The sequence below is a fragment of the Streptomyces sp. NPDC091287 genome, assembly GCF_044768525.1.
Lineage (GTDB): Bacteria > Actinomycetota > Actinomycetes > Streptomycetales > Streptomycetaceae > Streptomyces.
Window position 1 is genome coordinate 134,419 of the sequence record NZ_JBIVUV010000015.1, and the last position, 25,869, is coordinate 160,287.

Annotated in this window: 24 protein-coding genes and 1 riboswitch; of the genes, 12 read left to right on the plus strand and 12 right to left on the minus strand. The window is 71.9% G+C overall.

Annotated elements, in window-relative coordinates:
* Positions 1–15: 15 nt before the first annotated feature.
* The 6 genes from frr (at position 16) to ACIQRW_RS25305 (ending at position 7,004) form a co-directional block, all read left to right on the plus strand.
* A complete protein-coding gene (gene frr / locus ACIQRW_RS25280) occupies positions 16–573 on the plus strand; it encodes a ribosome recycling factor (RefSeq protein WP_018960718.1) in 558 nt (185 codons plus the stop codon).
* The gene (locus ACIQRW_RS25285; RefSeq protein ID WP_403764252.1) at positions 573–1,655 is read left to right on the plus strand and encodes a phosphatidate cytidylyltransferase; all 1,083 of its coding nucleotides are present in this window, start codon (positions 573–575) and stop codon (positions 1,653–1,655) included. The genes frr and ACIQRW_RS25285 overlap by 1 nt, the downstream gene beginning before the upstream one ends.
* 109 nt (positions 1,656–1,764) lie before the next feature.
* On the plus strand, positions 1,765–2,871 hold the full coding sequence (gene rlmN / locus ACIQRW_RS25290; RefSeq protein WP_403764254.1) for a 23S rRNA (adenine(2503)-C(2))-methyltransferase RlmN: 1,107 nt from the start codon (positions 1,765–1,767) through the stop codon (positions 2,869–2,871).
* 79 nt (positions 2,872–2,950) lie between these two features.
* Positions 2,951–3,067: riboswitch (TPP riboswitch) on the plus strand.
* 81 nt (positions 3,068–3,148) lie between these two features.
* Positions 3,149–4,243, plus strand: a complete 1,095-nt coding sequence (locus tag ACIQRW_RS25295; RefSeq protein ID WP_403764256.1) for a thiamine ABC transporter substrate binding subunit — start codon at positions 3,149–3,151, stop codon at positions 4,241–4,243.
* An 80-nt stretch (positions 4,244–4,323) separates the two neighbouring features.
* Complete coding sequence (locus ACIQRW_RS25300; RefSeq protein WP_403764421.1) at positions 4,324–5,949, plus strand: ABC transporter permease; 1,626 nt, start codon at positions 4,324–4,326, stop codon at positions 5,947–5,949.
* Positions 5,950–5,954: 5 nt separating this feature from the next.
* Positions 5,955–7,004, plus strand: coding sequence for an ABC transporter ATP-binding protein (locus ACIQRW_RS25305; RefSeq protein ID WP_403764258.1), 1,050 nt, complete (start codon positions 5,955–5,957; stop codon positions 7,002–7,004).
* Positions 7,005–7,243: 239 nt separating this feature from the next.
* Here the strand turns inward: ACIQRW_RS25305 and ACIQRW_RS25310 are convergent, their stop codons facing one another.
* Together ACIQRW_RS25310 and ACIQRW_RS25315 are read right to left on the minus strand one after the other, a co-directional pair.
* Positions 7,244–7,912 (minus strand): response regulator, encoded by a 669-nt coding sequence (locus ACIQRW_RS25310; protein ID WP_403764260.1) that lies wholly within the window; start codon positions 7,910–7,912, stop codon positions 7,244–7,246.
* Positions 7,906–9,192, minus strand: coding sequence for a sensor histidine kinase (locus tag ACIQRW_RS25315; protein WP_403764262.1), 1,287 nt, complete (start codon positions 9,190–9,192; stop codon positions 7,906–7,908). Before ACIQRW_RS25315 ends, ACIQRW_RS25310 begins: the two co-directional genes overlap by 7 nt.
* 141 nt (positions 9,193–9,333) lie before the next feature.
* On the opposite strand from ACIQRW_RS25315, the gene ACIQRW_RS25320 reads away from it, so the two are divergent.
* From ACIQRW_RS25320 to ACIQRW_RS25330, 3 genes are all read left to right on the plus strand, one after another.
* Positions 9,334–10,566, plus strand: a complete 1,233-nt coding sequence (locus ACIQRW_RS25320; RefSeq protein WP_403764264.1) for a glycosyltransferase 87 family protein — start codon at positions 9,334–9,336, stop codon at positions 10,564–10,566.
* Positions 10,563–11,771, plus strand: coding sequence for a glycosyltransferase family 4 protein (locus ACIQRW_RS25325; protein ID WP_403764266.1), 1,209 nt, complete (start codon positions 10,563–10,565; stop codon positions 11,769–11,771). The genes ACIQRW_RS25320 and ACIQRW_RS25325 overlap by 4 nt, the downstream gene beginning before the upstream one ends.
* Positions 11,772–11,875: 104 nt before the next feature.
* Complete coding sequence (locus ACIQRW_RS25330) at positions 11,876–12,331, plus strand: SRPBCC domain-containing protein (protein ID WP_018960709.1); 456 nt, start codon at positions 11,876–11,878, stop codon at positions 12,329–12,331.
* Positions 12,332–12,381: 50 nt separating this feature from the next.
* On the opposite strand, the gene ACIQRW_RS25335 is transcribed toward ACIQRW_RS25330, so the two are convergent.
* From ACIQRW_RS25335 to ACIQRW_RS25350, 4 genes are all read right to left on the minus strand, one after another.
* On the minus strand, positions 12,382–13,542 hold the full coding sequence (locus ACIQRW_RS25335; protein WP_403764268.1) for a hypothetical protein: 1,161 nt from the start codon (positions 13,540–13,542) through the stop codon (positions 12,382–12,384).
* Entirely contained in the window at positions 13,524–14,261 is a 738-nt protein-coding gene (locus ACIQRW_RS25340) for an ABC transporter ATP-binding protein (RefSeq protein WP_403764270.1), read from the minus strand. The genes ACIQRW_RS25335 and ACIQRW_RS25340 overlap by 19 nt, the downstream gene beginning before the upstream one ends.
* Positions 14,262–14,476: 215 nt before the next feature.
* Positions 14,477–15,856 (minus strand): aspartate aminotransferase family protein, encoded by a 1,380-nt coding sequence (locus ACIQRW_RS25345; protein ID WP_403764272.1) that lies wholly within the window; start codon positions 15,854–15,856, stop codon positions 14,477–14,479.
* Positions 15,841–16,332: an Lrp/AsnC family transcriptional regulator gene (locus ACIQRW_RS25350; protein WP_007452460.1), complete on the minus strand. Its 492-nt coding sequence runs from the start codon at positions 16,330–16,332 to the stop codon at positions 15,841–15,843. Before ACIQRW_RS25350 ends, ACIQRW_RS25345 begins: the two co-directional genes overlap by 16 nt.
* Positions 16,333–16,509: 177 nt before the next feature.
* Here ACIQRW_RS25350 and ACIQRW_RS25355 point away from each other — a divergent pair, with 177 nt between their 5' ends.
* The 3 genes from ACIQRW_RS25355 to ACIQRW_RS25365 all read left to right on the plus strand — a co-directional run bounded on the left by ACIQRW_RS25355 (position 16,510) and on the right by ACIQRW_RS25365 (position 19,900).
* A complete protein-coding gene (locus tag ACIQRW_RS25355) occupies positions 16,510–17,949 on the plus strand; it encodes a gamma-aminobutyraldehyde dehydrogenase (RefSeq protein ID WP_403764274.1) in 1,440 nt (479 codons plus the stop codon).
* 190 nt (positions 17,950–18,139) lie between these two features.
* A complete protein-coding gene (locus ACIQRW_RS25360) occupies positions 18,140–19,303 on the plus strand; it encodes a spermidine/putrescine ABC transporter substrate-binding protein (RefSeq protein ID WP_403764276.1) in 1,164 nt (387 codons plus the stop codon).
* Positions 19,304–19,357: 54 nt separating this feature from the next.
* Positions 19,358–19,900, plus strand: a complete 543-nt coding sequence (locus ACIQRW_RS25365; protein WP_403764278.1) for a hypothetical protein — start codon at positions 19,358–19,360, stop codon at positions 19,898–19,900.
* A 73-nt stretch (positions 19,901–19,973) separates the two neighbouring features.
* Here the strand turns inward: ACIQRW_RS25365 and ACIQRW_RS25370 are convergent, their stop codons facing one another.
* The 6 genes from ACIQRW_RS25370 to ACIQRW_RS25395 form a co-directional block, all read right to left on the minus strand.
* Entirely contained in the window at positions 19,974–21,188 is a 1,215-nt protein-coding gene (locus ACIQRW_RS25370; RefSeq protein ID WP_403764280.1) for a serine hydrolase domain-containing protein, read from the minus strand.
* Between the two features lie 140 nt (positions 21,189–21,328).
* Positions 21,329–21,991 (minus strand): response regulator, encoded by a 663-nt coding sequence (locus ACIQRW_RS25375; protein WP_403764282.1) that lies wholly within the window; start codon positions 21,989–21,991, stop codon positions 21,329–21,331.
* Positions 21,988–23,166: a sensor histidine kinase gene (locus ACIQRW_RS25380; RefSeq protein ID WP_403764284.1), complete on the minus strand. Its 1,179-nt coding sequence runs from the start codon at positions 23,164–23,166 to the stop codon at positions 21,988–21,990. Before ACIQRW_RS25380 ends, ACIQRW_RS25375 begins: the two co-directional genes overlap by 4 nt.
* Positions 23,166–23,963, minus strand: coding sequence for an SAM-dependent methyltransferase (locus tag ACIQRW_RS25385; protein ID WP_403764286.1), 798 nt, complete (start codon positions 23,961–23,963; stop codon positions 23,166–23,168). Before ACIQRW_RS25385 ends, ACIQRW_RS25380 begins: the two co-directional genes overlap by 1 nt.
* An 81-nt stretch (positions 23,964–24,044) precedes the next feature.
* Positions 24,045–24,758 (minus strand): glycerophosphodiester phosphodiesterase, encoded by a 714-nt coding sequence (locus ACIQRW_RS25390; protein ID WP_403764288.1) that lies wholly within the window; start codon positions 24,756–24,758, stop codon positions 24,045–24,047.
* Between the two features lie 22 nt (positions 24,759–24,780).
* Positions 24,781–25,815, minus strand: a complete 1,035-nt coding sequence (locus tag ACIQRW_RS25395) for an adenosine deaminase (RefSeq protein ID WP_403764290.1) — start codon at positions 25,813–25,815, stop codon at positions 24,781–24,783.
* Positions 25,816–25,869: the final 54 nt, after the last annotated feature.

Genomic DNA, 25,869 nt, shown 5'->3' on the forward strand with positions numbered 1-25,869 from the left:
ACGCAGGAGCACGTGGTGATCGAAGAAATCCTCCTCGAGGCCGAGGAGAAGATGGAGAAGGCCGTTGTCGTCGCGAAAGAGGACTTCGCCGCGATCCGTACCGGCCGCGCGCACCCGGCGATGTTCAACAAGATCGTCGCCGACTACTACGGCGCGCTGACCCCGATCAACCAGCTGGCCTCGTTCTCGGTTCCCGAGGCGCGGATGGCCGTCGTGACGCCGTTCGACAAGACCGCGCTGCGCAACATCGAGCAGGCGATCCGCGACTCCGACCTCGGCGTCAACCCGAGCAACGACGGCAATATCATCCGGGTGACGTTCCCCGAGCTCACCCAGGACCGCCGCAAGGAGTACATCAAGGTCGCCAAGACCAAGGCCGAGGACTCCAAGATCTCGATCCGCTCCATCCGCCGCAAGGCCAAGGAGACCCTCGACAAGCTCGTCAAGGACAAGGAGTCCGGCGAGGACGAGGTGCGCCGCGCGGAGAAGGAGCTCGACGACACCACCGCGAAGTACGTCGCGCAGGTGGACGAGCTGCTCAAGCACAAGGAAGCCGAGCTGCTCGAAGTCTGATGAACGACTCTTCCTGGGGTGCCCCGCAAGGAGCCGGTCACTGGGGCACGCCCGAGATGAGGGCTGCCCCGGCGGGTCCTGCCCACGATGTGCATGGCGCCCAGCAGACTCGGCCCATGCCCAACGTGCCGGACGTTCCCGACGCAGGTAGAGACGCACAGAGCCGCGACGACCGGGACAGGGAAGCCGCTCACGTCAGCGGCCCCCTGTTCCGTGACGAGAAGCCGCAGGAGCCCATGTCCACCCCGCTGCCGCCCCCGCAGAAGAAGCGCGCGGGGCGTGATCTGCGCGCCGCCATAGGGGTGGGCGTGGGTCTCGGCGCCGTCATCGGCGTCTCGCTGTTCATCGTGAAGGCCGCTTTCATCGGCGTGATAGTGGCCGCGGTCGTCGTCGGCCTCTGGGAGCTGACCTCCCGCCTCCAGGAACGCAAGGGCATCAAGGCGCCCCTGGTGCCGTTGGCCGTCGGCGGAGCCGCGATGGTCGTCGCGGGTTACGCGCGAGGGCCCGAGGGCGCCTGGATCGCGATGGCCCTGACCGCCCTCGCGGTGCTGGTCTGGCGGATGACCGAGCCGCCGGACGGGTATCTCAAGGACGTCACGGCCGGGGTCTTCGCGGCGTTCTACGTACCCTTCCTGGCCACCTTCGTCGCCCTGATGCTGACGGCGGACGACGGGTCGTGGCGGGTCCTGACCTTCCTGGTCCTCACCGTGGTCAGCGACACGGGGGCGTACGCGGTCGGCTGGCGCTTCGGCACGCACAAGCTCGCCCCCCGCATCAGCCCCGGCAAGACCCGCGAGGGCCTGCTCGGAGCGGTCGCCTTCGCGATGGTCGCCGGCGCGCTGTGCATGGAGTTCCTGATCGACGAGGGCGCCTGGTGGCAGGGACTGCTGCTCGGCCTCGCGGTCGCGGCCAGCGCCACCCTCGGCGACCTGGGCGAGTCCATGATCAAGCGGGACCTCGGGATCAAGGACATGGGCACCCTGCTCCCCGGCCACGGCGGCATCATGGACCGGCTGGACTCGCTCCTGCCGACTGCGCCGGTCGTCTGGCTGCTGCTGGTGCTGTTCGTCGGCTCCGGCTGACCGCCTCGGCATCCCGGCACCCTTTCCCACCTGCACGTTTCACGAGTGAGGGTCCGTCGCCCACAGGGCGGCGGGCCCTCACCCGTCTGTCTGCGACACTGGATGAACCATGCCTAAGCCCGGAGAACTCACTTTCGTCGCGCCCCGCGGATCCAAGAAGCCGCCGCGGCACATCGCCGACCTCACGCCCGCCGAGCGCAAGGAAGCGGTCGCCGCGACCGGTGAGAAGCCGTTCCGCGCCCAGCAGCTCTCGCAGCACTACTTCGCGCGGTACGCGCACGATCCGGCCGAGTGGACGAACATCCCGGCCGGATCGCGGGAGAAGCTGGCCGAGGCGCTGTTCCCCGAGCTGATGTCCGTGATGCGGCACATCAGCTGCGACGACGACACCACGCGCAAGACCCTGTGGAAGCTGCACGACGGGACGCTCGTCGAGTCCGTCCTGATGCGCTACCCCGACCGCGTCACGATGTGCATCTCCTCGCAGGCCGGCTGCGGTATGAACTGCCCCTTCTGCGCCACCGGGCAGGCCGGCCTCGACCGCAATCTGTCGACCGCCGAGATCGTGCACCAGATCGTCGACGGCATGCGCGCCCTGCGCGACGGCGAGGTGCCCGGCGGGCCCGCGCGGCTGTCCAACATCGTCTTCATGGGCATGGGCGAGCCGCTCGCCAACTACAACCGCGTGGTCGGCGCGATCCGCCGTCTCACCGACCCGGAGCCGGACGGTCTCGGCCTCTCGCAGCGCGGGATCACCGTCTCCACCGTGGGTCTCGTCCCGGCCATGCTGCGCTTCGCCGACGAGGGCTTCAAGTGCCGTCTCGCCGTCTCGCTGCACGCCCCGGACGACGAGCTGCGCGACACCCTGGTCCCCGTCAACACCCGGTGGAACGTCCGCGAGGTGCTGGACGCCGCCTGGGAGTACGCCGATAAGTCCGGCCGCCGGATCTCCATCGAGTACGCCCTGATCCGCGACATCAACGACCAGGCCTGGCGGGGCGACCGGCTCGGCCGGCTGCTCAAGGGCAAGCGGGTGCACGTCAACCTGATCCCGCTGAACCCCACGCCCGGCTCGAAGTGGACCGCCTCGCGGCCCGAGGACGAGAAGGCCTTCGTCGAGGCCATCGCCGCCCACGGCGTGCCCGTCACCGTCCGGGACACCCGCGGTCAGGAGATCGACGGGGCCTGCGGGCAGCTGGCGGCCTCCGAGCGCTGAGGGCTCTCCCGCAGCCCTTGGCCTCGCCCGGACGGGCGGCCGAAATCCGCCGGTGTAGCCTGGGCTCGAAATCAACTTCATATTCCGACAGGGGAGCGCCACAGCGCTGAGAGTGCGGCACCAAGGACAGGTTGGCCGCAGACCCTCTGAACCTCGCCCGGGTCATTCCGGGTAGGAAGTTCGGACCTTACTCAAGCTGTTGCGCCCTGCCCGCTTCCGGTTCGCCGGACCGCGGGCGGGGCCGCGTCTCTTCCTGGTCATCTCCAGGAGGAATCACATGAACACCACCACGAAGTACGCGGCGACCGCGCTCGCCGCCGCTCTCGGCGTCACCGTGCTCGCGGGCTGCGGCGACGAGGGTTCCGCCGGCTCCGGGGAGTCCAAGGGCCCCGGCTCCAAGACCGTGACCCTGGTCAGCCACGACTCCTTCAACGTCTCGGACAAGGTGCTGAAGGCGTTCACGAAGGAGACCGGCTACAAGGTCGAGATCCTCAAGAGCGGCGACGCCGGGGCCGCGCTCAACCAGGAGATCCTGACCAAGGGCTCCCCGCGCGGCGACGTCTTCTTCGGCGTCGACAACACCCTGCTCTCCCGCGCCCTCGACAACGGCCTGTTCACCGCGTACGAGGCCAAGGGCCTGGACACGGTCGCGGCGGACACGCAGACGGACGAGAAGAGGCGGGTCACGCCCGTCGACACCGGCGACATCTGCGTCAACTACGACAAGAAGTACTTCGCCGACAAGAAGCTCGCGCCGCCGAAGACCTTCGACGACCTGCTGAAGCCCGCGTACAAGAACCTCCTCGTCACCGAGAACGCCGCCAGCTCCTCGCCCGGCCTCGGTTTCCTCCTCGGCACCATCGCCGCCCAGGGCGAGGACGGCTACGAGGCGTACTGGAAGAAGCTGAAGGCCAACGGCGTCAAGGTCGTCGACGGCTGGGAGCAGGCGTACAACGAGGAGTTCTCCGGCTCCGCGGGCGGCAAGAAGGCCAACGCCGACCGGCCGCTCGTCGTCAGCTACGCCTCCAGCCCGCCCGTCGAGGTGCTCTACGCCGACCCGCAGCCGAAGGAGGCGCCCACCGGGGTCGCCACCGGCACCTGCTTCCGGCAGACCGAGTACGCGGGACTGCTGACCGGGGCGAAGAACGAGGCGGGCGGCAAGGCACTGCTGGACTTCATGATCAGCAAGACGTTCCAGGAGGACATGCCGCTGAACATGTTCGTGAACCCGGTCGTGAAGGACGCGACCCTTCCCGAGCTGTTCACGAAGTTCGGCGAGAAGATCGACACGCCTCCCACCGTCGCACCCGAGAAGATCACCGCCAACCGTGAGCAGTGGATCCAGTCGTGGCAGTCGCTGGTCCTGAAGTAGAGCCCGGGGCGAAGACCGCCGGGGCCGCCCGGGAACGGCACCGGCCCGGGCGGCGCGGGGCCGCGCTGCGGCTCGGCCTGATGGCCGTGCCCGTCGCGTTCTTCGCGCTGTTCTTCGCCTATCCCGTGACCGCGATCGTCGGCCGCGGGCTCAAGGCGGGAGGCGACTGGCAGTTCGGGCGGATCGGCGAGGTGCTGGCCCGCCCGGACATCCTCGACGTCCTCTGGTTCACCACCTGGCAGGCCCTCGCATCGACCGCGCTCACTCTGCTGATCGCCCTGCCCGGGGCGTATGTCTTCGCCCGGTTCGACTTCCCCGGCAAGCAACTGCTGCGGGCGGTCGTCACGGTGCCGTTCGTGCTGCCCACCGTCGTCGTCGGCACCGCGTTCCTGGCGCTGCTGGGGCGGGGCGGGCTCCTCGACGAACGGTGGGGCGTCCGCCTCGACACCACCGTGTGGGCGATCCTGCTGGCCCACGTCTTCTTCAACTACGCCGTGGTCGTACGGACGGTGGGCGGGCTCTGGTCCCAGCTGGACCCCCGGCAGGAGGAGGTCGCCCGGGTGCTCGGCGCCGGACGGTTCGCCGCCTTCCGGCGGGTGACGCTGCCCGCGCTCGCCCCGGCCGTCGCCGCCGCCGCGCTGATGGTCTTCCTCTTCACCTTCACCTCCTTCGGCGTCGTACAGATCCTCGGCGGACCCGCCTACTCCACCCTGGAGGTGGAGATCTACCGGCAGACCGCGCAGCTGCTGGACCTGCCGACGGCCGCCGTACTGACCCTGGTGCAGTTCGCCGCGGTCGGCGCGATCCTGGCCGTCCACGCCGCGACCGTACGCCGCCGGGAGCGGGCGCTGAAGCTCGTCGACCCGGCGCAGACCTCCCGCCGGCCGCGCGGCCCCGGACAGTGGGCGCTGCTCGGCGGTGTCCTCCTCACCGCGCTGCTGCTGATCCTGCTGCCGCTCGGGGTGCTGGTGGAGCGCTCCTTCGACGGAGCCGGCGGTTCCGGCGGGTACGGCTTCGGCTACTACCGGGCCCTCCAGTCGGCCGGCTCCGGTGGCTCCTCCACCTTCCTGGTCCCGCCGCTGGAGGCCGTCGGCAACTCCCTGCGGTACGCGCTCGTCGCGACGCTCATCGCGCTCGTCGTCGGCGGGCTCGCGGCGGCGGCCCTGACCCGGCGGGCCGGGCCGCTGGTCCGCGGCTTCGACGCGCTGCTGATGCTGCCGCTCGGGGTGTCCGCCGTCACCGTCGGCTTCGGCTTCCTGATCACCCTGGACGAGCCGCCGCTCGACCTGCGCACCTCCTGGATCCTGGTCCCGCTGGCCCAGGCGCTGGTCGGCGTCCCCTTCGTCGTACGGACCATGCTGCCCGTACTACGCGCGGTCGACGACCGGCTGCGGGAGGCCGCCGCTGTGCTGGGGGCCTCCCCGCTGCGGGCGTGGCGGGAGGTCGATCTGCCCCTGGTGCGGCGGGCGGTGCTGGTCGCGGCGGGTTTCGCCTTCGCCGTCTCCCTCGGGGAGTTCGGCGCGACGGTCTTCATCGCGCGGCCGGACAACCCGACCCTGCCGGTCGCCGTGGCCCGGCTGCTGGGCCGGTCGGGGGAGCTCAACTACGGGCAGGCGATGGCCCTCAGCACGATCCTGATGCTGGTGTGCGCGGTGTCGCTGCTGCTCCTCGAACGTATCCGCACCGACCGATCCGGGGAGTTCTGAACGACATGCTGAGCTTGCGGGAAGCCACCGTGCGGTTCGGGAAGCGGACGGCGCTGGACGCGGTCGACCTGGAGGTCGCCGACCACCGGATCGTCTGCCTGCTCGGCCCCAGCGGCAGCGGGAAGTCCACTCTGCTCAGGGCCGTCGCCGGGCTCCAGCCCATGGACGGCGGCCGGGTCCTGCTGGCCGGCGAGGACCAGAGCGGCGTCCCGGTGCACCGGCGCGGCCTCGGTCTGATGTTCCAGGACCACCAGCTCTTCCCGCACCGGGACGTCGGCGCCAACGTCGCTTTCGGGCTCCGGATGCACGGCGTCGGGCGGGTCGAGACCGAGCACCGGGTCCGCGAGCTGCTGGAGCTGGTCGGTCTGCCCGGGGCCGAACGCCGCGCGGTCGCCGCGCTGTCCGGCGGTGAGCAGCAGCGCGTCGCCCTGGCCCGCGCGCTGGCCCCGCGCCCGAAGCTCCTGATGCTGGACGAGCCGCTCGGCCAGCTCGACCGCAGCCTCCGCGAACGCCTCGTCGTCGAACTGCGTGCCCTCTTCCAGGAGTTGGGCACCACCGTGCTGGCCGTCACGCACGACCAGGGCGAGGCGTTCGCCCTCGCCGACCAGGTCGTCGTGATGCGGGACGGCCGGATCGCGCAGGAGGGCAGCCCGCTGGACGTCTGGCAGCGGCCCGCCTCGGCGTTCGTCGCCCGCTTCCTGGGCTTCGACAACGTCACCGGGGCGACCGTGACCGGCCGGGCCGCCGCCACCGCCTGGGGCAAGGTCCCGGTTCCCGAGGACTCCCCGCAGGGCGAGGTGGATCTGCTGGTCCGGCCCGCCGGGGTCCTGATCGGCGCTCCCGAGGACGGCCTGCGCTGCACGGTCGGCGTCCGCACCTTCCGGGGGAACCACGTGACCGTACGCCTGACGCCCGAGAACGCGCCGGTGCTGGAGGCCGAGTGCGCCCTGCGGGACACCCCGGAGGAGGGTGCGGTCGTGGGCGTACGCTTCGACGCCGCCGAGACGGTGGTGCTGGCGGCCGGGGCGGACGTTCCCGAGGAGGGCGCCTCCTAGGTCGTGTCCGCAAAGTCTCGTCTGGCCCACGACGCCTGGCACGCACTCTCGCGGCGTTGCCGAAATGCCCGAGTAGCTCCGCTACTAGGACACTCCGGCGCCTTGCGAGAGCACGCACCAGACGCCGCGGGCCCCGCCCAGAGGGCGGACGACGATACTTCGCGGACACTCCCTAGGGCCTGTCGTCAAACTGCCGTCGTCGCCCGGCAGGCGGCAGTTTGACGACACTCCCCAAGGGCTCAGGGAGCCTGCGTCCCTGCCACCACCAGCCCCAGTTCGTACGCCAGGATGACCGCCTGCGCCCGGTCCCGCAGTTCCATCTTCGCGAACAGCCGGTTGATGTGGGTCTTCACCGTGTGGTCGGTGATGGTCAGCCGGTCGGCGATGGCCGCGTTGGACAGGCCCCGCGCGATCAGGACGAGCACCTCCGCCTCGCGCGCGGTCAGCCCGTCGATCGAGCGCGGCGGGGGAGCGCTGACCCGCTGCCGGGTGAACTCCGCGATGAGCCGCCCGGTGATCTCGGGAGCCAGCAGGGCGTGCCCGTCCGCCACCACCCGTACCGCGTGCAGCAGTTCGGGGAAGGTCGCGTCCTTGAGCAGGAAGCCGCTGGCTCCGGCGGTCAGGGCGTCGTACACGTACTCGTCCAGGCCGAACGTCGTCAGCATCAGTGCCCTCGTCGCCCCGCCCGACGCAGCGACGATCCCGCGCGCCGCGTCGATGCCGCTGAGCCTGGGCATGCGGATGTCCAACAACGCCACATCGGGCCGTAGTTCGGCCGCCCTGAGCACGGCCTGTTCGCCGTCCTCCGCCTCTCCGACCACGTCGATGTCGTCCTGGGTGTTCAGCAGCCCGGAGAACGCCGTCCGCACGACCGCCTGGTCGTCGGCCACCAGCACCCGGATCACCACGGCAGTTCCGCCTCCACGAGGAATCCGCCGGCCGGGCCCCGGCCGGTGGTGAGTCCCCCGCCGAGCAGGGCGGCCCGTTCGGCCATGCCCACCAGGCCGTGCCCCTGCCGCCCGGAGCTACCGGAGGGGGCTGGACCCGGCCCGTCGTCCGACGCGCGGACCGTCAACAGGCCCGGACGGTAGTGGAGTTCCACGACGGTGTGCGCACCCGGCGCATGCCGTCGGGCGTTCGTCAGGGCCTCCTGGACGATTCGGTACGCCGACAGCTCCCAGGACGCGGGCAACGGCGCCCGCTCGCCGGTGACCCGCAGTTCGGCCGCGCCGCCCACCGCCCGGTGCTGATCGAGGAGGTCGTCGAGACCGGCCAGCGAGGGCTGCGGGGCGGTGAGCGGGGCCGTTGCGCCGCCGTCACCCGTCCGCAGCACCCCGAGCAGCCGCCGCAGCTCCGCCATCGAGGCCCGGGCCGTCCCCGCGATCTCCTGGAAGGCGTCCCGTGCCGGGGGCGAGAGGTCCGGCGTCGTGTACGTGGCGCTCTCGGCGCGCACCGCGATCACCGACACCGAGTGGGCGATCATGTCGTGCAACTCCCGTGCGATCGAGGCCCGTTCCGCCTCGGCCGCCTGCCGTCGCTCCATCGCCAGCAGCCGGGACTGCGCGGCGGCCCGGGTGTGCCGGGTCTCCTCGCGCGCCCGCACCGCGTCGCCCGTGCTCACCGCGCCCAGGACCATCACCGTCAGCACCAGCGTCTCGGCGTACAGCCCCAGACTGAACCGGTCCGTGCCCTGGAGCGCGGGCAGCCCGGGGGAGCCGTCCCGGGCCCACCGGTCGATGTGCACCAGATTGACGGCCAACGCGGCCAGCGAACCGGCCAGGACGAGCACCGCCGGATGCTGAACCCGGTGCCGCCCGAGCGTGTAGCAGCCGATCAGGGAGCCGGCGATGGTCGCGTACGCCATGTTGCCGTCCGTCGCGAAGCTGAGGAGGGCCGCGCCCACGGTCAGGAACCCCACGGCGGGCCGCGTCGCCCGCAGGGCCAGCGAGGCCGTGCAGACCAGCACCCCGAAGGCCGTGATCGCCGAACCCGGTACGACGGCCAGCTCCACGACCGCGAAGAGCGTCAGCGCGGCTCCGGTCAGCCAGGCGTACGCGGGCTCCGCCGTCCAGTGCCGCAGCCGTCGCCGGATGCCCCGGTCCGCCGGCAGGACGTCGGCGCTGGCGGGGGCGGTAGCGGTAGCGGTGGTGGTGGCCGGGCGGTCCGGCGGCGGGACGGTGCGCGTCATACGGAGATTCTTCGTCACCCGTCGGGCCGGCGCATCGGAGCAGGGGTGGAATTCGCGGCGCCGTCTCATGCCACGGGTTGACCTCAAGGACCGGACGGTGGTGTGACGTTCCGTGAACGGCCCGTTCCTAGCCTCGGACGCATGGCCACTTTCGCGCTCCCCGCCCCTCCCGACCTGCACCGGGACCGTCCCGCGCTGCCCGGCGACGCGGCCTGGTGGGCGTTCTGCGCGGCGACCGCCCTGGCGCTCGGGATCTTCTCCTCGCTCGGCCCGCACCGGGTCTGGGGAGCCGCCGCGACACTCGGCTACACGGCCGCCGCGGTGCTCGCGGCCCGTGGGCGGAGCCCCCGTACGGCCGGGGCGGTCGCCGTATCCGGCGCGGTGCTGCTGCCCCTGCTGGTGCTTCTCGCCGTGGACCGGGCGCAGTTGGAGGTCGACGTCGTCGCCCGCTCGGCGGGGCTCCTGCTCTCCGATGGCACGCCCTACCTCGAACGGCCCACCGTGCCCGAGGACTTCAACCCGTACCTCCCGGGCATGGCGGCCTTCGGGATCCCGGAGGCGGTGGCCGGGCCCGGGCCGTTCACCGACCCCCGGCTGTGGATGGGCGCCGCCTTCCTCGGCGCGTTCGCCCTCGCCCTCCCGGCGGGGGCCCGCCGGGAGGCGCCCCGGTGGCTCGCCGCCTGCCCCCTGGTGGCGCTGCCGCTCGCGGTCGGCGGCGTCGATCTGCCGGTGGCCGGGCTGATGTGCCTGGGGCTGGCCGGGGCGGGGCAGGGGCGGCCCGGCCGGGCCGGGCTGGCGCTCGGTCTGGCCGCCACCCTCAAGTGGACCGCGTGGCCGGCGGTGCCGGTGGCCCTCGCCCTGCTCGCCACGGCCTCCGGCGACGGCCGCCGGGGGAGCCGCGCCGCCCTGCGCTGCGGGCTCGTCGCCGTGCTCACCGCCGCCGCGCTCGTCCTGCCCGCCGCACTGCGCGCCCCGGGAGCCTTCCGGACCCATGTCGTCGACTTCCCCCTCGGGCTCACCGGAGCGGTCTCGTCCGCCGCCAGCCCGTTCCCCGGCCATCTGCTCGCCACCCAGGTCCCCGGCGGCCGGACCCTGACTCTCCTGCTGCTCGGGGTGAGCGCCCTGCTCCTCGCCCTCTCCCTGCTCGTCCGACCCCCCACGACGGCGTCGGCCGCCGCCGCGCGGCTCGCCCTCGGACTGCTCCTGGCCATCGCCTTCATGCCCGCGACCCGGTTCGGCTATCTGGTGCACCCGCTGGTCCTCGCGGCCTGGGCCCTCGCCCGGCAGCCGCCCGCCCACCCCCTCCGCATACGAGAACGGGTGCGTGAACTCGTACCCGAAGCCGTACGCCGACGGAAGCAGGCCTCCCGATGACGCGCCGCCGCACCCTCGTGGTGACCAATGACTTCCCGCCGCGCCAGGGCGGCATCGAGACCTTCGTCCATGCCATGACCAGCCGGTTCCCCACGGACTCCGTGGTCGTCTACACCTCCGCCGAACCCGGGGCGACCGCCCACGACGCCGCCCTGCCCCACCCCGTGGTCCGCGACCCGGCCCGCACCCTGCTCCCGGTCCCGCGTGTCGCCGCCCGCGCGGTGGAGATCGCCCGCCACCACGGCTGCGACGGTGTCTGGTTCGGGGCCGCCGCACCGCTCGGGCTGCTGGCGGGCCGGCTGCGCCGGGAGAGCGGGGTGCGGCGGGCCGTGGCGACGACGCACGGGCACGAGGTGTGGTGGGCCCGCACGCCCGGGGCCAGGGCCCTGCTCCGGCGGATCGGCGACCGCACCGACACCGTGACCTACCTGGGCGAGGCGACCCGCGCGCCCATCGCCGCCGCACTCGGCCCCGCCGCCGCCCGCCGCATGGTGCGCCTGGCGCCTGGGGTGGACGCGGAGGCGTTCCGCGTACGGGAAGGGGCGCGCGACGCCGTACGGGAAGGGGCGCGCGACGCCGTACGGGCCGGGGCGTGCGACGGCGTACGCCCTCCGGCGGGCGGCGTCCGCGAGCGGTACGGCCTGGGCGGGCGGCCCGTGATCCTCTGCGCGGCGCGGCTCGTCCCGCGCAAGGGCCAGGACACCCTGATCCGTGCCCTGCCCGCCGTACGGCGCGCGGTGCCCGACGCCGTACTCCTGCTGACCGGCGACGGGCCCTACGCCCGGCCCCTGCGCCGGCTCGCCGCGGACACCGGGGTCGCGGACGCGGTGGTCCTCGCGGGCGGGCAGCCGCACGCGGCGATGCCGGAGCACTACGAGGCCTGCGACGTCTTCGCCATGCCGTGCCGCACCCGCAGGCGGGGCCTGGAGGTGGAGGGGCTGGGCATCGTCTTCCTGGAGGCCGCCGCCTCCGGGCTGCCGGTCCTCGTCGGCGACTCGGGCGGCGCGCCGGACACCGTACGGGACGGGGAGACGGGACACGTGGTCGACGGGCGCGACGTCGCCGCCGTCGCGGACCGGCTCGTCGCCCTGCTGCGGGACCCGGCGGCAGCCGCGGCGATGGGGGAGAAGGGCCGGGCGTGGGTCCGCGAGGCGTGGGGGTGGGAGAGGACGTACGACACCCTGGCGGGACTGCTGACCCCCTGACCGGCGTGGCAGGGGGGCGGCGGGCCGGGCAAGCTGGAGGCGGACAATCCCGCGCCCGGCGATCCGGCCGCGTGGGACGGCCGGATCGGACAAGGACCGTGATCATGACCGGTGGCACCCGCGAGGGCATCGACCTCACCCGCGTCCTGCACGCCCCCCAGCAGCGCGTCTTCGCCGCCTGGACCTCACCGGAGGACTTCGCCGCCTGGTACGGGGGCGAAGCGGACGTCCCCCTGGACCGGGTGGCGATGGACGTACGGCCCGGCGGCGCGTGGAGCCTGGTCATCGTGATGCCGGGCGTGGAGATGCCCTTCCACGGGATCTACCGCGAGGTGAGCGAACCCGACGGTCTCGTCCTCACGCTCAAGGACGCCTCCGCGCCGGAGGACGCCGAGGGCGAGATCGTCACCGTCACCTTCAGCGACCTCGGCGACGGGACCACCGAACTGGCCTTCCAGCAGCGCGGCGGCAACCTCACCCCCGAGCAGTACGCGGCGGCGGAGGACGGCTGGGAGGCCTTCTTCGACGCCCTGGCCGCCCGCCTCGCCACCCATCCCTGAGCCGGCCGGGGCTCCCGTCCCCGAACCTCCGGTAGGGAACCGCCGGCGGTTCACTTCGTCAGCGGAAGCGCCGCCAACTGCGCGATCACCCACGTCAGCGGGGCGAACAGGGCCAGCAGCGCGCCCGCCCGCAGCGCCGTCGCCCGGCGCAGCGTGGCGGCCGGAGCCCCCATCCTGAGCAGCGCCTCGACCGTGTGGGCGCGGGCGTGCTTGGCCTCCAGCGCCGAGGTCAGCAGCGTCGCCGTCGTACAGCCGAGGACCAGCAGCGCGCCGAGTGCGGTGAGCGGGCCGTACGGGCGCTCGTCACCCCCGTACAGCGCCGAAGCGGCGATCGCCGCGGACAGCACCGCGCAGACGACCCCGAGCGGGCGGCCGATCCGGCGCGCCTCGTCCATCAGGACCCGCCCGGCCAGCAGCCGTACGGCACCGGGGCGCACGGCCTGCAGCGCCCGCCCGCACAGATGGGTCAGGCTCGGCCCCGCCATCGCCAGGCCGACCGCCGTGAGCGTCCACCCGATCAGTACCGCCACCGGGGTGGAGTCGTACCGTCCGGGCAGCGGAAACGCGCTCCCCGCCGCACCCCGTGACGCGATCGCCTCGACCGCGAGTCCGGCAGCCGTCAGTGCCACGCCCCAGGGGAGGCCGGCCGGGGCCGGCGCGGGCTCCGGCAGTTCCTCGGAGCCGAAGGTGTCCCGGGCCGGGTCGGGCCGTGACCGCAGCGCCAGCGCGCTCGCCGTCGACGCGGCGACCGGTACGAGCGCCAGCAGCATCAGGGCGGCGGCCAGCGGCAGCGGACTGCCCGCGCCGAGGAACTCCGCGGCGCCTCCGTCGAACGGCATCCCGGTGAGATCGCCACGCAGATGCAGGAAGAAGAGCAGGGCCAGCATGGAGCCGAGCGTGGTGGAGACGGCGGTGGAGACCGCGGCCAGCGCGGACAGCCGGACCGGGCCGAGGCCCACGGAGGAGAGGCCCGGCCGGGGCCGGGTGCTCGGGTCGGTCCGGGCCACCGCCACGGCGAACTGCACGGTGGCGGCGAGCGGGACGAAGCACCACAGGAGCCGCAGCACCGAACCGGCGGAGGCCGGGTGCGCGGCGGCGTACCCGAGGGCGCACAGGAGGAGGAACCCGACGCCGGCCGAGGCGGCGGCCACCAGCAGTCGCCGGACCAGGACGAGGGGATGGGACCCGCGGGCTAGACGGAGAGCGAGCACGCCGCGCGGCCCTCCGCTTCCGGTTTCGCGGGCACGGGACCGGTGGCGACGCAGCGGCCGTCCAGCAGCGGGACGGCCCGGTCGGCGAGCGCGGCGACCTCGGCGTCGTGCGTGGCCAGCACGACGGTGATGCCGTGCGAGCGGGCCGCCGTGGTGAGGGTGCGCAGCACCTGGGTACCGTCCGTGCGGTGCAGGGTCGCGGTGGGCTCGTCGGCGAAGATCACGGTCGGCTGTGCGGCCAGGGCCCGCGCCACGGAGATCCGCTGGCGCTGCGCCTGGAGCAGGGCGTGCGGCCGCTTCCGGGCGAAGGCGGCGATGTCCAGGCGCTCCAGCCACTCGGTGGCGGTCTTCCGGGCGGCCCGGTGCGAGACGCCGCGCAGCAGCAGGGGCAGCGCGGTGTTCTCCCAGACGGTCAGCTCCGGGACCAGCTCCGGATCGGAGGCGATCCAGCCGAAGCGCTCCCGGCGCAGCTGTTCGCGGACCCGGGGGGCCATGGTGTGGACGGGGACGCTGTTGAACCAGACCTCGCCCTGCTGGGGCACCAGCCGGCCCGAGAGGCAGTGCAGCAGCGTGGTCTTCCCGCTGCCGCGCGGTCCGGTCACAGCGAGGATCTCGGCGTCCCGGACACCGAGGGAGACACCGCCGAGACCGGGCGATCCGTTGTGGGAGTGGTGCAGGGAACGCGCCCAGATCACGTCGTTGTCCGGCGGGGCCACCATGGCGTACACCTCGGTTCAGGTCAGATTTCCCGTCCCCCGTACGGGGGAACGAAGACGCGGCCGATCGGTCACTCGGCACCGTAGATAGTCGGACCGGTGCGGGCGCACAGCACGCGGCCCGGATACGCCCCTTGTCACTCGAAGGGGTGTATCCGGGCCGGAGAACCGTATGAAATGACCGCCGGTGGGCGATCAGCCGGGGGACCTGGTGTCGGTCAGAGCTTCGTCCAGGCCTCCGTGAGCACGGCCCGCAGGATGCCCTCGATCTCGTCGAACGTCGACTGGTCGGAGATCAGCGGCGGGGCGAGCTGGATGACCGGGTCGCCGCGGTCGTCGGCCCGGCAGTACAGGCCGTTGTCGTACAGCGCCTTGGAGAGGAAGCCGTACAGGACGCGCTCGGTCTCCTCGTCGGTGAACGTCTCCTTGGTGGCCTTGTCCTTCACCAGCTCGATGCCGTAGAAGAACCCGTTGCCGCGGACGTCGCCGACGATCGGCAGGTCGTGGAGCTTCTGCAGCGTCGTCAGGAAGGCGTTCTCGTTGTCGAGGACGTGCTGGGTGAGGTTCTCGCGCTCGAAGATGTCGAGGTTGGCGATGCCCACCGCGGCGGAGACCGGGTGGCCGCCGAAGGTGTAGCCGTGCAGGAAGGTGTTGCCGCCCTCGTAGAACGGCTCCGCGATCCGGTCCGACACGATGCAGGCGCCGATCGGGGAGTAGCCCGAGGTCATGCCCTTCGCGCAGGTGATCATGTCCGGCACATAGCCGAACTTGTCGCACGCGAAGATGGTGCCGAGCCGGCCGAAGGCGCAGATGACCTCGTCGGAGACGAGCAGCACGTCGTACTTGTCGCAGATCTCGCGGACCCGCTGGAAGTAGCCGGGCGGCGGCGGGAAGCAGCCGCCCGCGTTCTGCACGGGCTCCAGGAAGACGGCCGCGACGGTCTCGGGGCCCTCGAAGAGGATCTCCTGCTCGATCTGGTCGGCGGCCCAGCGGCCGAAGGCCACCGGGTCGTCGCCGAAGAGCGGGGCGCGGTAGATGTTGGTGTTCGGCACCTTGTGCGCGCCGGGGACCAGCGGCTCGAAGGGGGCCTTCAGGGCCGGGAGGCCGGTGATGGACAGCGCGCCCTGCGGGGTGCCGTGGTAGGCGACGGCACGCGAGATGACCTTGTACTTGGTCGGCTTGCCCTTGAGCTTGAAGTACTGCTTGGCAAGCTTCCAGGCGGTCTCGACGGCCTCGCCACCACCGGTGGTGAAGAAGACCTTGTTGAGGTCGCCCGGGGCGTAGTCGGCGAGACGCTCGGCCAGCTCGACGGCCTTCGGGTGGGCGTAGGACCACACCGGGAAGAAGGCGAGCTCCTGGGCCTGCTTGTACGCCGTCTCGGCGAGCTCGTGACGACCGTGACCGGCGTTGACCACGAACAGGCCGGAGAGACCGTCCAGGTAGCGCTTGCCCTTGTCGTCGAAGATGTACGTTCCCTCGCCACGCACGATGGTGGGAACGGGCGCGTTCTCGTAGTCCGACATGCGGGTGAAGTGCATCCACAGGTGGTCGTACGCGGTTCGGCTGAGGTCCTTGCTCACGGCTATCGGGTTCCCCACATATAGGTCTGCTTCTTGAGCTTGAGGTAAACAAAGCTCTCGGTGGAGCGCACTCCGGGAAGGGTCCGGATGCGTTTGTTGATCATCTCCAGCAGGTGGTCGTCGTCCTCGCAGACGATCTCCACCATCAGGTCGAAGGAGCCCGCGGTCATGACCACGTACTCGCACTCGGCCATGGCCGACAGGGCTTCGGCCACCGGGTCGAGGTCGCCCTCGACATTGATGCCGACCATCGCCTGGCGCCGGAATCCCACGGTGAGCGGGTCCGTGACGGCGACGATCTGCATCACGCCCTGGTCGAGCAGCTTCTGGACGCGCTGGCGCACAGCCGCTTCGGAGAGGCCGACGGCCTTGCCGATCGCGGCGTACGGACGCCGTCCGTCCTCCTGGAGCTGCTCGATGATTGCGAGGGAGACGGCATCGACCGCTGGCGGTGATCCGTTCCCGGTCCTGGAGTCTGCGCTGCGACTGGCCACGCACCCACCATGCACCGCTCCTCGTCTGTCTCGCAACCCCAGATCGATGAAATTCGTTGTCTGCGTGCCTGGATCTGACTGAATCCGAAGTTGGGGGCGGGTGGGTATGTCGAAAGCGTCACCGGAACGATTAGGGTGGACATCTCACCCATCGGACAGCCGACAGGAGGGGTGGTTGTGACCACCGAGGTGCGCCGTCTGCGCAACTACATCAACGGAGAGTTCCGGGACGCCGCGGACGGGCGGACCATCGATGTGGTCAGCCCGGTGACGGAAGAGGTCTACGCGACCTCGCCGCTCTCCGGTCAGGCCGACGTCGATGCCGCCATGGAGGCCGCCGCCGCGGCCTTCCCCGCTTGGCGCGACACCACGCCCGCCGAGCGCCAGAAGGCCCTGCTGAAGATCGCGGACGCGTTCGAGGAGCGGGCCGAGGACCTGATCGCCGCCGAGTCGGAGAACACCGGCAAGCCGCTCGGTCTGACCCGCAGCGAAGAGATCCCGCCGATGGTGGACCAGATCCGCTTCTTCGCCGGGGCCGCACGACTCCTCGAAGGCCGCTCGGCCGGCGAGTACATGGAGGGTCTGACCTCCATCATCCGCCGCGAGCCGGTCGGTGTCTGCGCCCAGGTCGCGCCGTGGAACTACCCGATGATGATGGCCGTCTGGAAGTTCGCCCCGGCGCTCGCCGCGGGCAACACGGTCGTCATCAAGCCGTCCGACACCACCCCGGCGTCGACCGTGCTGATGGCCGAGATCATCGGGCAGATCCTGCCCAAGGGCGTCTTCAACGTCCTGTGCGGCGACCGGGACACCGGCCGCGCCATGGTCGAGCACCCGACCCCGGCGATGGCCTCCATCACCGGTTCGGTACGGGCCGGCATGCAGGTCGCCGAGTCCGCGGCCAAGGACGTCAAGCGCGTCCACCTGGAGCTCGGCGGCAAGGCGCCCGTCGTGGTCTTCGACGACGCCGACATCGCCAAGACCGTCGCGGGCGTCTCCGAGGCGGGCTTCTTCAACGCAGGCCAGGACTGTACGGCCGCCACCCGCGTCCTGGTCCACGAGTCGATCCACGACGCGTTCGTCACCGAGCTCGCCAAGGCCGCCGCCGACACGAAGACCGGGCAGCCGGACGACGAGGACGTGGCGTACGGCCCGCTCAACAACGCCAACCAGCTGAAGCAGGTGAGCGGCTTCATCGAGCGGCTCCCCGCCCACGCCAAGGTCGAGGCGGGCGGCCACCGGGTCGGCGACAAGGGCTACTTCTACGCCCCGACCGTCGTCTCCGGCCTGAAGCAGGACGACGAGATCATCCAGAACGAGGTCTTCGGACCCGTCATCACCGTCCAGTCCTTCACCGACGAGAAGCAAGCCGTCGAGTACGCCAACGGCGTCGACTACGCGCTCGCCTCCTCGGTGTGGACGACGAACCACTCCCGCGCCATGCGCATGTCCAAGAACCTCGACTTCGGCTGCGTGTGGATCAACACCCACATTCCGCTGGTCGCCGAGATGCCGCACGGCGGATTCAAGAAGTCCGGCTACGGCAAGGACCTCTCCGCCTACGGCTTCGAGGACTACACCCGCATCAAGCACGTCATGACGTCCATCGAGGACTGACCCTCTCGTTGACGCGGTGTACGGCCCCGGGCTCCGGCCCGGGGCCGTTTCCGTTCCCCTCTGTACAAGGTGTGCGGGCGGGTCTGTACAAGGTGTGCGGGGCGGGCCCGCCCCGCTGGACGCTTGGTCCATTGTCCGCGCGGCCGCCGACCGGCATTCTGCGCGGGTGCGAGCGATCAGGAAGAACCCCATGTCCCGCCGTTCCCTGCTGCGCGCCCTCGGGGCGGGAGCGGCCGGCGCCACCCTGGCCGGCTGCGGGGTGCCCGCCGCCTTCGTCGAGCCCGGCGACCGGGCCGGCCGCGACAGCTCCGCCACCGACCAGACCCTGCACTTCGCCAACTGGCCGCTCTACATCGACACCGATGACGACAACGAGTCGAAGCGGCCCACCCTGGACGCCTTCTCGCAACGGACCGGGATCTCCGTCACGTACACCGAGGAGATCAACGACAACGACGAGTTCTTCGGGAAGATCAGCCCCGCGCTGATGAACCACCAGGAGACCGGCCGGGACCTGATCGTCATCAGCGACTGGATGGCCGCCCGCTTCGTCCGGCTCGGCTGGGTCCAGGAGATGGACCGCGCGAGGCAGCCCAACGTCGCCGAGTACCTCGACCCGCTGCTGCGTGAGCCCGCCTTCGACGAGGGGCGGCTTCACAGCGTCCCCTGGCAGTCCGGGATCACCGGCATCGCCTACAACCGCAAGAAGCTCGGCCGCGAGATCCGGTCCACCGACGACCTGTGGGCGGACGACCTCCGGGGCCGGGTCACCCTGCTCTCCGGGCTCGACGAGTCGTTCGCGCTGCTCATGCAGGGCAACGGCGTCGACATCACCCGCTGGACGGCCGACGACTTCCACGAGATCTGCGAGCAGACGGAGAAGCGGGTCCGCTCGAAGCACATCCGCCGCTTCACCGGCAACGACTACATCAAGGACCTCGCCACCGGCGACGTGCTCGCCTGCCAGGCGTACTCCGGCGACGTCATCCAGCTCCAGGCCGACAACCCCGACATCGAGTTCGTCGTCCCCGAGGAGGGCGCCGAACTGTGGGCGGAGTCCCTGATGATCCCCAACCTCGCCCGCCACAAGCGCAACGCCGAGCGGCTGATCGACCATTACTACGACCCCGAGGTCGCCGCCGAACTCGCCGCCTGGGTCAACTACGTCTGTCCCGTGCCCGCCGCCCGGGACGTCCTGGCCTCCTCGAAGGACGAGGAGACGGCCGCGCTCGCCGAGGATCCGCTGATCTTCCCCGACGGTGCGATGCGCGAGCGGCTCGCCATCGCCCGCGACATCACGTCCGAGGAGCGGATGGGGTTCGCCAAGAAGTGGAACTCCATCGTCGGCTTGTGAAGCCTTAACAGGGGTGCCGTAAAGGGGTGGTAAACACGGGCGTACGCTGCGGACATGAGCGAGCGACACGCCCTCACGCGGCGTATACGCAGGTGGTTGGTGTTCTTCATCGTCTCTCTGGTGCTGAGCGGGCTCACGGCTTTCCCGCTCGTCACCGAACTCCGCTGGGCCGAGGAGCTGCTGGGCGCCTCGGCCTCCCCGGTCCCCGAGCATCTTCCCGGACTGATGGAGTGGATCACCCGGGTCCGCGAAGGGCTCGACACCGTCGACCGCGAGCAGCCCTTCATGCTGTACGGCACCGACTGGCTGGCCTTCGCCCACCTGGTCATCGCGGTCGCCTTCTACGGCCCCTACCGCGACCCGGTCCGCAACATCTGGGTCATCGAGTTCGGCATGATCGCCTGCGCCGGGATCATCCCGCTCGCCCTGATCTGCGGCCCGATCCGCGACATCCCGTTCTGGTGGAGCCTGATCGACATGTCCTTCGGGGTCTTCGGCGTCATCCCGCTGCTGATCGTCCGCCGCATGATCAAACGCCTGGAGGCACTGGAGCAGGCGGCCACCGCGGCCCCGGCGCCCGTGCCGGCGAGCGCTTGACGCCCACGGCCCGTCCGGACGCGATCGGCCGGACACCTTTCGGGCCGTCGGCCGTCGCGAGGCCGCGTCCGGCTCACGCGGCGGGCGGCGCTCCGAAGGCGGCCACCACGATGCCCATCGCCGTGGCGTTCGCGTCCTTCCCCTTCGCGTCCGTCGCGCCGACGCTGTAGACGAGTGTGCGGGAGAGGTCGCGGGTGGCCGCCACCACCGCGTTGTATCCCCAGCGGCCGCCCGTCTTGCCCCACACCTGGCGGCCGCCCAGGGTGAACACGGAGAGACCGGCGCTGAACCGCGCCGGCTCCCCGGAGCCGTAGGTGCGCACCGAGGCGTCTGGCAGCGTGAACATCTCCTCCAGCAGCGGCCCGCGCACCACCCGCCCGCCGAACAGGGCGGTGGCGAAGCGCTCCAGATCGGCGGTGGTCGAGATGATGTCCCCGGCCGCCCACCCGTCGGTCGGCCCCCACACCGTGACATCCCGCAGTTCTGTGCCCCCGTCCGGCGTCGCGAATACCTGGTAGCCCCGGTTGTGCGGGCCGCGGATGGTGGGGTCCGAGCCGGGGAAGTACGTGGACCGCAGGCCGAGCGGGCGCAGGATCCGGTCCGACACCTCTTGCGCGTACGCGTGCCCGGTGACGCGCTCGATCAGCAGCCCCAGGACCGTGTAGTTGATGTTGAGGTAGTGCTGGCTGACGCCCGGCGCGAACTCCCGCTCCTTCGCCGTGGCGGAGGCCACCATGGAGCGCGGGGTGTGGACGTCGAAGCGGTGTGCGTACCACTCCTCCAGGTTCGTGCCCGGCAGGTCCGCGGCGGGTATCCCGCTGGTGTGGTCGAGCAACTGGCGCACGGTCACCTCCCCGTACGCGGCCGGGATCAGGTCCGGCAGATAGTGCCGGGCGGTGCGGTCCAAGGACAGCTTCCGCTCGCCCGCCAGTTGCAGCACCGTGGCCGCCGTGAACACCTTGGTCACCGATCCGGCGCGGAAGCGGGCCGCCGGATCCGCCGGCCGGCCCGAGGGCAGATCACGCACTCCGGCGCTGCCGCGCCACGACCCGCCGGTGCCGCCGACCCGGACGAGCGCGGCGACGGCGTCCTGGCGCGGGAGGCCGTCGATCGCCGCGCGCAGGGCCCGGGCGTCCGGAGCGTCCTGGCTCCGGGGTGCGCCGGAGGCCACCGGGCGGGAGCCCGGAGCGGCGTCGGCGGGGGCGCTCGCGGACACGGGCCCGGCCGCCCCGCAGGTGATGCCGAGGACCAGGGCGGTGGCCAGGAGTGTGCGGACGGATCTGTTCACCGGATGCCTCCAAGGGAGAGAATGTCGTCAACTGCTGGTGGACTTCATTCTGTTGGCCCGTTGGTCATAGCGGATCACCCGCCCGGGCGGTCCTCGGCGGGGATCTCGCTCCCTCGGCCGGGGGAGCGAGCGCCGGTGGCTCACCCGGCCGAGGGAGCCACGAGCCCGGTCTCGTAGGCGCAGATGACGGCCTGGATGCGGTCGCGCAGCCCCAGCTTGGACAGCACATTGCTCACATGGGTCTTCACCGTGTGCTCGCTCACCACGAGCGCCGCCGCGATCTCCGCGTTGGACAGGCCCCGCGCCAGGTGCAGCAGGGTCTCCCGCTCCCGGACGGTCAGGACTTCCAGCCGGTCGGCCGGCGGCGCGGGCCGGCCCGCCGGGCGCGAGGTGTACTCGGCGATCAGCCGCCGCGCCACCGACGGGGCGACCAGCGACTCCCCGGCGGCCACCACCCGCACCGCGTGCACCAGATCGTCCCGGCGCACGTCCTTGAGCAGAAAGCCGCTCGCACCCGCGTGCAGCGCCTCGTACACGTACTCGTCCGCGTCGAACGTGGTCAGCATGACCGTCCGGCAGCCCCCTTCGGCGGCGATCTCCCGGCACGCCGCGATGCCGTCCAGCACCGGCATCCGGATGTCCAGCAGTGCCACGTCCGCCCGCAGCCGGCGCACCGCCGCCACGGCCTGCGCCCCGTCCCCCGCCTCCGCCACCACCTCGATGCCGGGCTGGGCGTCCAGGATCATCGCGAAACCGCTGCGCACCAGCTCCTGGTCGTCGGCGACCACCACCCGGACCGTCACGTCCGCACCCCTTCGGCCCCGGGCGCGAGCGGCAGCCCGACGACCAGCTCGAAGCCCCGCCCGCCGGGCCCACCACCGGCCCGCACGGTGCCGCCGTGCGCGGCGGCCCGCTCCCGGATCCCGATCAGCCCGAGCCCCTGGGTGGTCCCGGGCCCCTGCCCGTCGTCCCGCACCGTGATCGTCAACTCGTTCTCCCCATAGCTCAGTTCCGCCTCCACGCGGTCGGCCCGCGCATGCTTGACGACGTTCGTCAGGGCCTCCTGCACGATCCGGTACACCGTCGCCCCGGTGTCCTGCGGCAGTGGGCGGACCGTCCCCGTCGTCGTCATGACGACCTCCGGGCCGCCGCCGCGCACCCGCGCCAGCAGAGCCGGCAGCTCCGCGAGCCCCGGCTGCGGCGAACGGGGCGCGGGAGCCCGGCCGAGCCCGTCCTCGCGCAGCAACCCGAGCATCCGGCGCAGCTGCACCATCGCGTCCCGGCCCGTCTCGGAGATCGCGTCGAACGCGGCCTCCGCACGCTCGGGGGCGGTCCGGACCGCCACCGGCCCGGCCTCCGCCTGCACGATCATCAGGCTCACCGCGTGCGAGAGGATGTCGTGCATCTCCCGTGCGATCCGGGCCCGTTCGCGCGCCGCGGCCCGCTCCGCCTCGATCCGCCGACCCAGCTCCGCCTGGAGCGCCCGGTCCTCCACCGCCGCCACATAGGCTTTGCGGGTGTGGTTGAGCCGCCCGAAGGCGTACGCGGCACCGAACACGAACAGCGAGAACAGCAACTCCCGCGCCTCGCCCGTGTTCCAGGCCACCGACGGGAACACCGCCGCGCCGACCAGCACCGCGACCGCCAGCCGTTTGCGCGGCGGGGACAGTTCGGCGACCGTGTAGAACGTCACCAGTCCGGCGTACGGCAACGGCTGGCCCGGACCGTCGAGGGCCAGCGTGTACAGCGCGCCGCCTGCGAGCGTCGCCAGCAGCACGGCGACCGGTGCGAGACGCCGGGCGGCCAGCGGCAGCACGGTCAGGGTCGTCAGACCGTACGCGCCCCGGGTCGCCTCCGGCAGGTCCGGTGCGCGCGGCACGACGAACGGCATGGTCACTGCGGCCTGCACCGCGAGCGTGATCCACAGGTCGACGGCCCGCGGCCCGCGCAGCCGTGCCGACAGGCCCGGGAAGCGCATCAGGGCTTCCGGGCCACCACCCCGAACTGCGCGACCTCCGGCTCCCGCGGGTTCGTACGCCAGCGGGAGCAGGAGACGATCCCCGGCTCCAGGATCTCCAGACCGTCCAGGAAACCTGCGAACTCCTCCCTGCTGCGGGCCGTGATGGGCGGGGTGGCGTTCTCGTTCCAGAAGCGCATCGCCGCCTCGTTGCCCTCGCCGCCCAGCTCCAGCGTCGGGTGGGTCAGCACCAGGTGGCTGCCCGACGGCACGGCCGCCATCAGCGTCCGCACGATGGACCGCGCCTCGTCCGTGTCCAGCACGAAGTTCAGGATGCCGAGCATCATCACCGCGACCGGCCGGCCCAGGTCCAGGGTGGGCTCGGCGGCCCGCAGGATCTGCTCGGGGCGGTGCGCGTCCGCGTCGACGTACTCGGTCGCGCCCTCCAGCGAACTGGTCAGCAGGGCACGGGCGTGCGCCAGCACGATCGGATCGTTGTCCACGTAGACGATGCGCGCGTGCGGCGCGGTGTGCTGGGCGATCTCGTGGGTGTTGTTCACGGTCGGCAGCCCGGTGCCGATGTCCAGGAACTGGTCGATGCCCACGTCGCCGGCCAGATGGCGCACTACACGGCCGAGGAACGCCCGGTCCGCGCGGGCCACTTCACCGATGCTCGGGTACATCCCGGTCACCCGGTCGCCCACCGCCCGGTCCACCGGGTAGTTGTCCTTGCCGCCCAGCCAGTAGTTCCACACACGGGCGTTGTGCGCGACGTCGGAACGTATCCGGGCGGTGGCCGCCTGCGGTCGGGGGTCCATCACAGCTGCTCCTCGATGGCCAAGGGCCCGGCGCCCCGGAGCGGCGACGGGCGGTGCGGGGGTCCCATCATGCCGGACCGATCAAGAGCCGCCGCGACCGGGCGAGTTGGCCAGCAGCCGGTGAAGCGTGTCGATCCGGTTGGTGGTGATCGAGTCGACGCCCCGCTCGATCAGCCGGCGCATCGTGCGCTTCGTGTCGGCCGTCCACGCGGAGACGAGCAGCCCGTCCCGGTGGGCCCGGTCCGTCAGCTCCCGGCTCACCAGACCGAAGCGGTAGTTCAGCCAGCGCGGCTTCACCGCGGCCAGCAGCTCCGGACGCGGCGGGGCCAGCGTGGTCCAGGTCAGGGCGATCTCGGCGGACGGATCGGCGGCGCGCACCCGCAGCATCGCGTCCGCGCTCGCGCAGTAGTACGCCCGCTCGCCGGCCCCGCACTCCCGGACCGTGCCGACGATCTTCTTCACCGAGGCGTCCGTGGAGCCGGGCAGGTCCACCATCACCCGGTGCGCCCCGACGGCGAGCAGCGCCTCGCGGAGCGTGGGCACCCCGCCGCCCGTCAGCTCCTTCAGCTCCGCGTGGTCCAGTCGGTCCAGCCTCCGGTCGTGGCCCCACAGCCGCTCCAGCGTCGCGTCGTGCAGCAGGACGGGCACCCCGTCGCGGGTCACCCGCACATCGATCTCGACCGCGTCCGCCCCCCGTTCGAGGGCGGAGCGGATCGAGGGCAGAGTGTTCTCGCGCGCGAGATACGGATCGCCGCGATGTCCCACGGCGGTGACGCTGGTGACGGTGTTGGCCATGGGGCCATTGTCGACGACCGGGTCAGCGGCCGGGGGCCCGGAGCCAGTTCGTCGTGTACGTGTCGATCTCCTCGGCCAGCTTCCGCTTGCCCGCCGGGTCGAGGAAGGAGGCTTCCACGGCGTTCTTCGCGAGCTCCGCGATGCCGCGCTCGTCGAGCTCCAGCAGCCGGGCGGCCACCGCGTACTCGTTGTTGAGGTCGGTGCCGAACATCGGCGGGTCGTCGCTGTTGACGGTCACCAGCACACCCGCCGCCACCATCTCCCGGATCGGGTGCAGCTCGATGTCCGTGACCGCGCGGGTGGCGATGTTCGACGTCGGGCAGACCTCCAGCGCGATGCGGTGCTCGGCGAGGTGCTCCAGCAGCTCGGGGTCCTGGACGGAGCTGGTGCCGTGCCCGATGCGCTCGGCGCGCAGGGAGGTCAGGGCGTCCCAGATGGTCTGCGGTCCCGTGGTCTCCCCGGCGTGCGGCACGGAGTGCAGGCCCGCGGCGATGGCCCGGTCGAAGTAGGGCTTGAACTGGGGGCGGTCCACCCCGATCTCCGGTCCGCCGAGGCCGAAGGAGACGAGCCCTTCGGGCCGGTGCTCCACCGCGAGCCGGACGGTCTCCTCGGCCGACTGGAGCCCGGCCTCGCCCGGAATGTCGAAGCACCAGCGCAGCACGACGCCCAGCTCGGCCTCGGCGGCCTTGCGCGCGTCCTCGATGGCCTCCATGAACCCGACCTCGGGGATGCCCCGCCGGGTCGAGCTGTACGGCGTCACGGTCAGCTCCGCGTACCGGATGTTCTGCCGGGCCATGTCCCGCGCCACCTCGAAGGTGAGCAGCCGGACGTCCTCGGGGGTGCGGACCAGGTCCACCACCGAGAGGTAGACCTCGATGAAATGCGCGAAGTCGGTGAAGGTGAAGTAGTCGGCCAGCGCCTCCGGGTCCGTGGGGACCTTGGAGTCCGGGTGCCGGGCGGCCAGCTCCGCGACGATCCGGGGCGAGGCCGACCCGACATGGTGGACATGGAGCTCGGCCTTGGGCAGCCCGGCGATGAAGGGATGCGGATCGGTCATCGGAAATCTCCCGTTCGGCGTGACGTCGGCCGGGCGTACCGGCCCCACCGATCA

What these genes read in the sequence shown, in the direction of transcription:
- ACIQRW_RS25285 (WP_403764252.1), top strand. Translation starts at nt 573, where the DNA reads ATGAACGACTCTTCCTGGGGTGCCCCGCAAGGAGCCGGTCACTGGGGC.
- rlmN (WP_403764254.1), top strand. Translation starts at nt 1,765, where the DNA reads ATGCCTAAGCCCGGAGAACTCACTTTCGTCGCGCCCCGCGGATCCAAG.
- ACIQRW_RS25295 (WP_403764256.1), top strand. Translation starts at nt 3,149, where the DNA reads ATGAACACCACCACGAAGTACGCGGCGACCGCGCTCGCCGCCGCTCTC.
- ACIQRW_RS25300 (WP_403764421.1), top strand. Translation starts at nt 4,324, where the DNA reads ATGGCCGTGCCCGTCGCGTTCTTCGCGCTGTTCTTCGCCTATCCCGTG.
- ACIQRW_RS25305 (WP_403764258.1), top strand. Translation starts at nt 5,955, where the DNA reads ATGCTGAGCTTGCGGGAAGCCACCGTGCGGTTCGGGAAGCGGACGGCG.
- ACIQRW_RS25315 (WP_403764262.1), bottom strand. Translation starts at nt 9,192, where the DNA reads ATGACGCGCACCGTCCCGCCGCCGGACCGCCCGGCCACCACCACCGCT.
- ACIQRW_RS25320 (WP_403764264.1), top strand. Translation starts at nt 9,334, where the DNA reads ATGGCCACTTTCGCGCTCCCCGCCCCTCCCGACCTGCACCGGGACCGT.
- ACIQRW_RS25325 (WP_403764266.1), top strand. Translation starts at nt 10,563, where the DNA reads ATGACGCGCCGCCGCACCCTCGTGGTGACCAATGACTTCCCGCCGCGC.
- ACIQRW_RS25330 (WP_018960709.1), top strand. Translation starts at nt 11,876, where the DNA reads ATGACCGGTGGCACCCGCGAGGGCATCGACCTCACCCGCGTCCTGCAC.
- ACIQRW_RS25340 (WP_403764270.1), bottom strand. Translation starts at nt 14,261, where the DNA reads ATGGTGGCCCCGCCGGACAACGACGTGATCTGGGCGCGTTCCCTGCAC.
- ACIQRW_RS25360 (WP_403764276.1), top strand. Translation starts at nt 18,140, where the DNA reads ATGTCCCGCCGTTCCCTGCTGCGCGCCCTCGGGGCGGGAGCGGCCGGC.
- ACIQRW_RS25365 (WP_403764278.1), top strand. Translation starts at nt 19,358, where the DNA reads ATGAGCGAGCGACACGCCCTCACGCGGCGTATACGCAGGTGGTTGGTG.
- ACIQRW_RS25380 (WP_403764284.1), bottom strand. Translation starts at nt 23,166, where the DNA reads ATGCGCTTCCCGGGCCTGTCGGCACGGCTGCGCGGGCCGCGGGCCGTC.
- ACIQRW_RS25385 (WP_403764286.1), bottom strand. Translation starts at nt 23,963, where the DNA reads ATGGACCCCCGACCGCAGGCGGCCACCGCCCGGATACGTTCCGACGTC.
- ACIQRW_RS25390 (WP_403764288.1), bottom strand. Translation starts at nt 24,758, where the DNA reads ATGGCCAACACCGTCACCAGCGTCACCGCCGTGGGACATCGCGGCGAT.
- ACIQRW_RS25395 (WP_403764290.1), bottom strand. Translation starts at nt 25,815, where the DNA reads ATGACCGATCCGCATCCCTTCATCGCCGGGCTGCCCAAGGCCGAGCTC.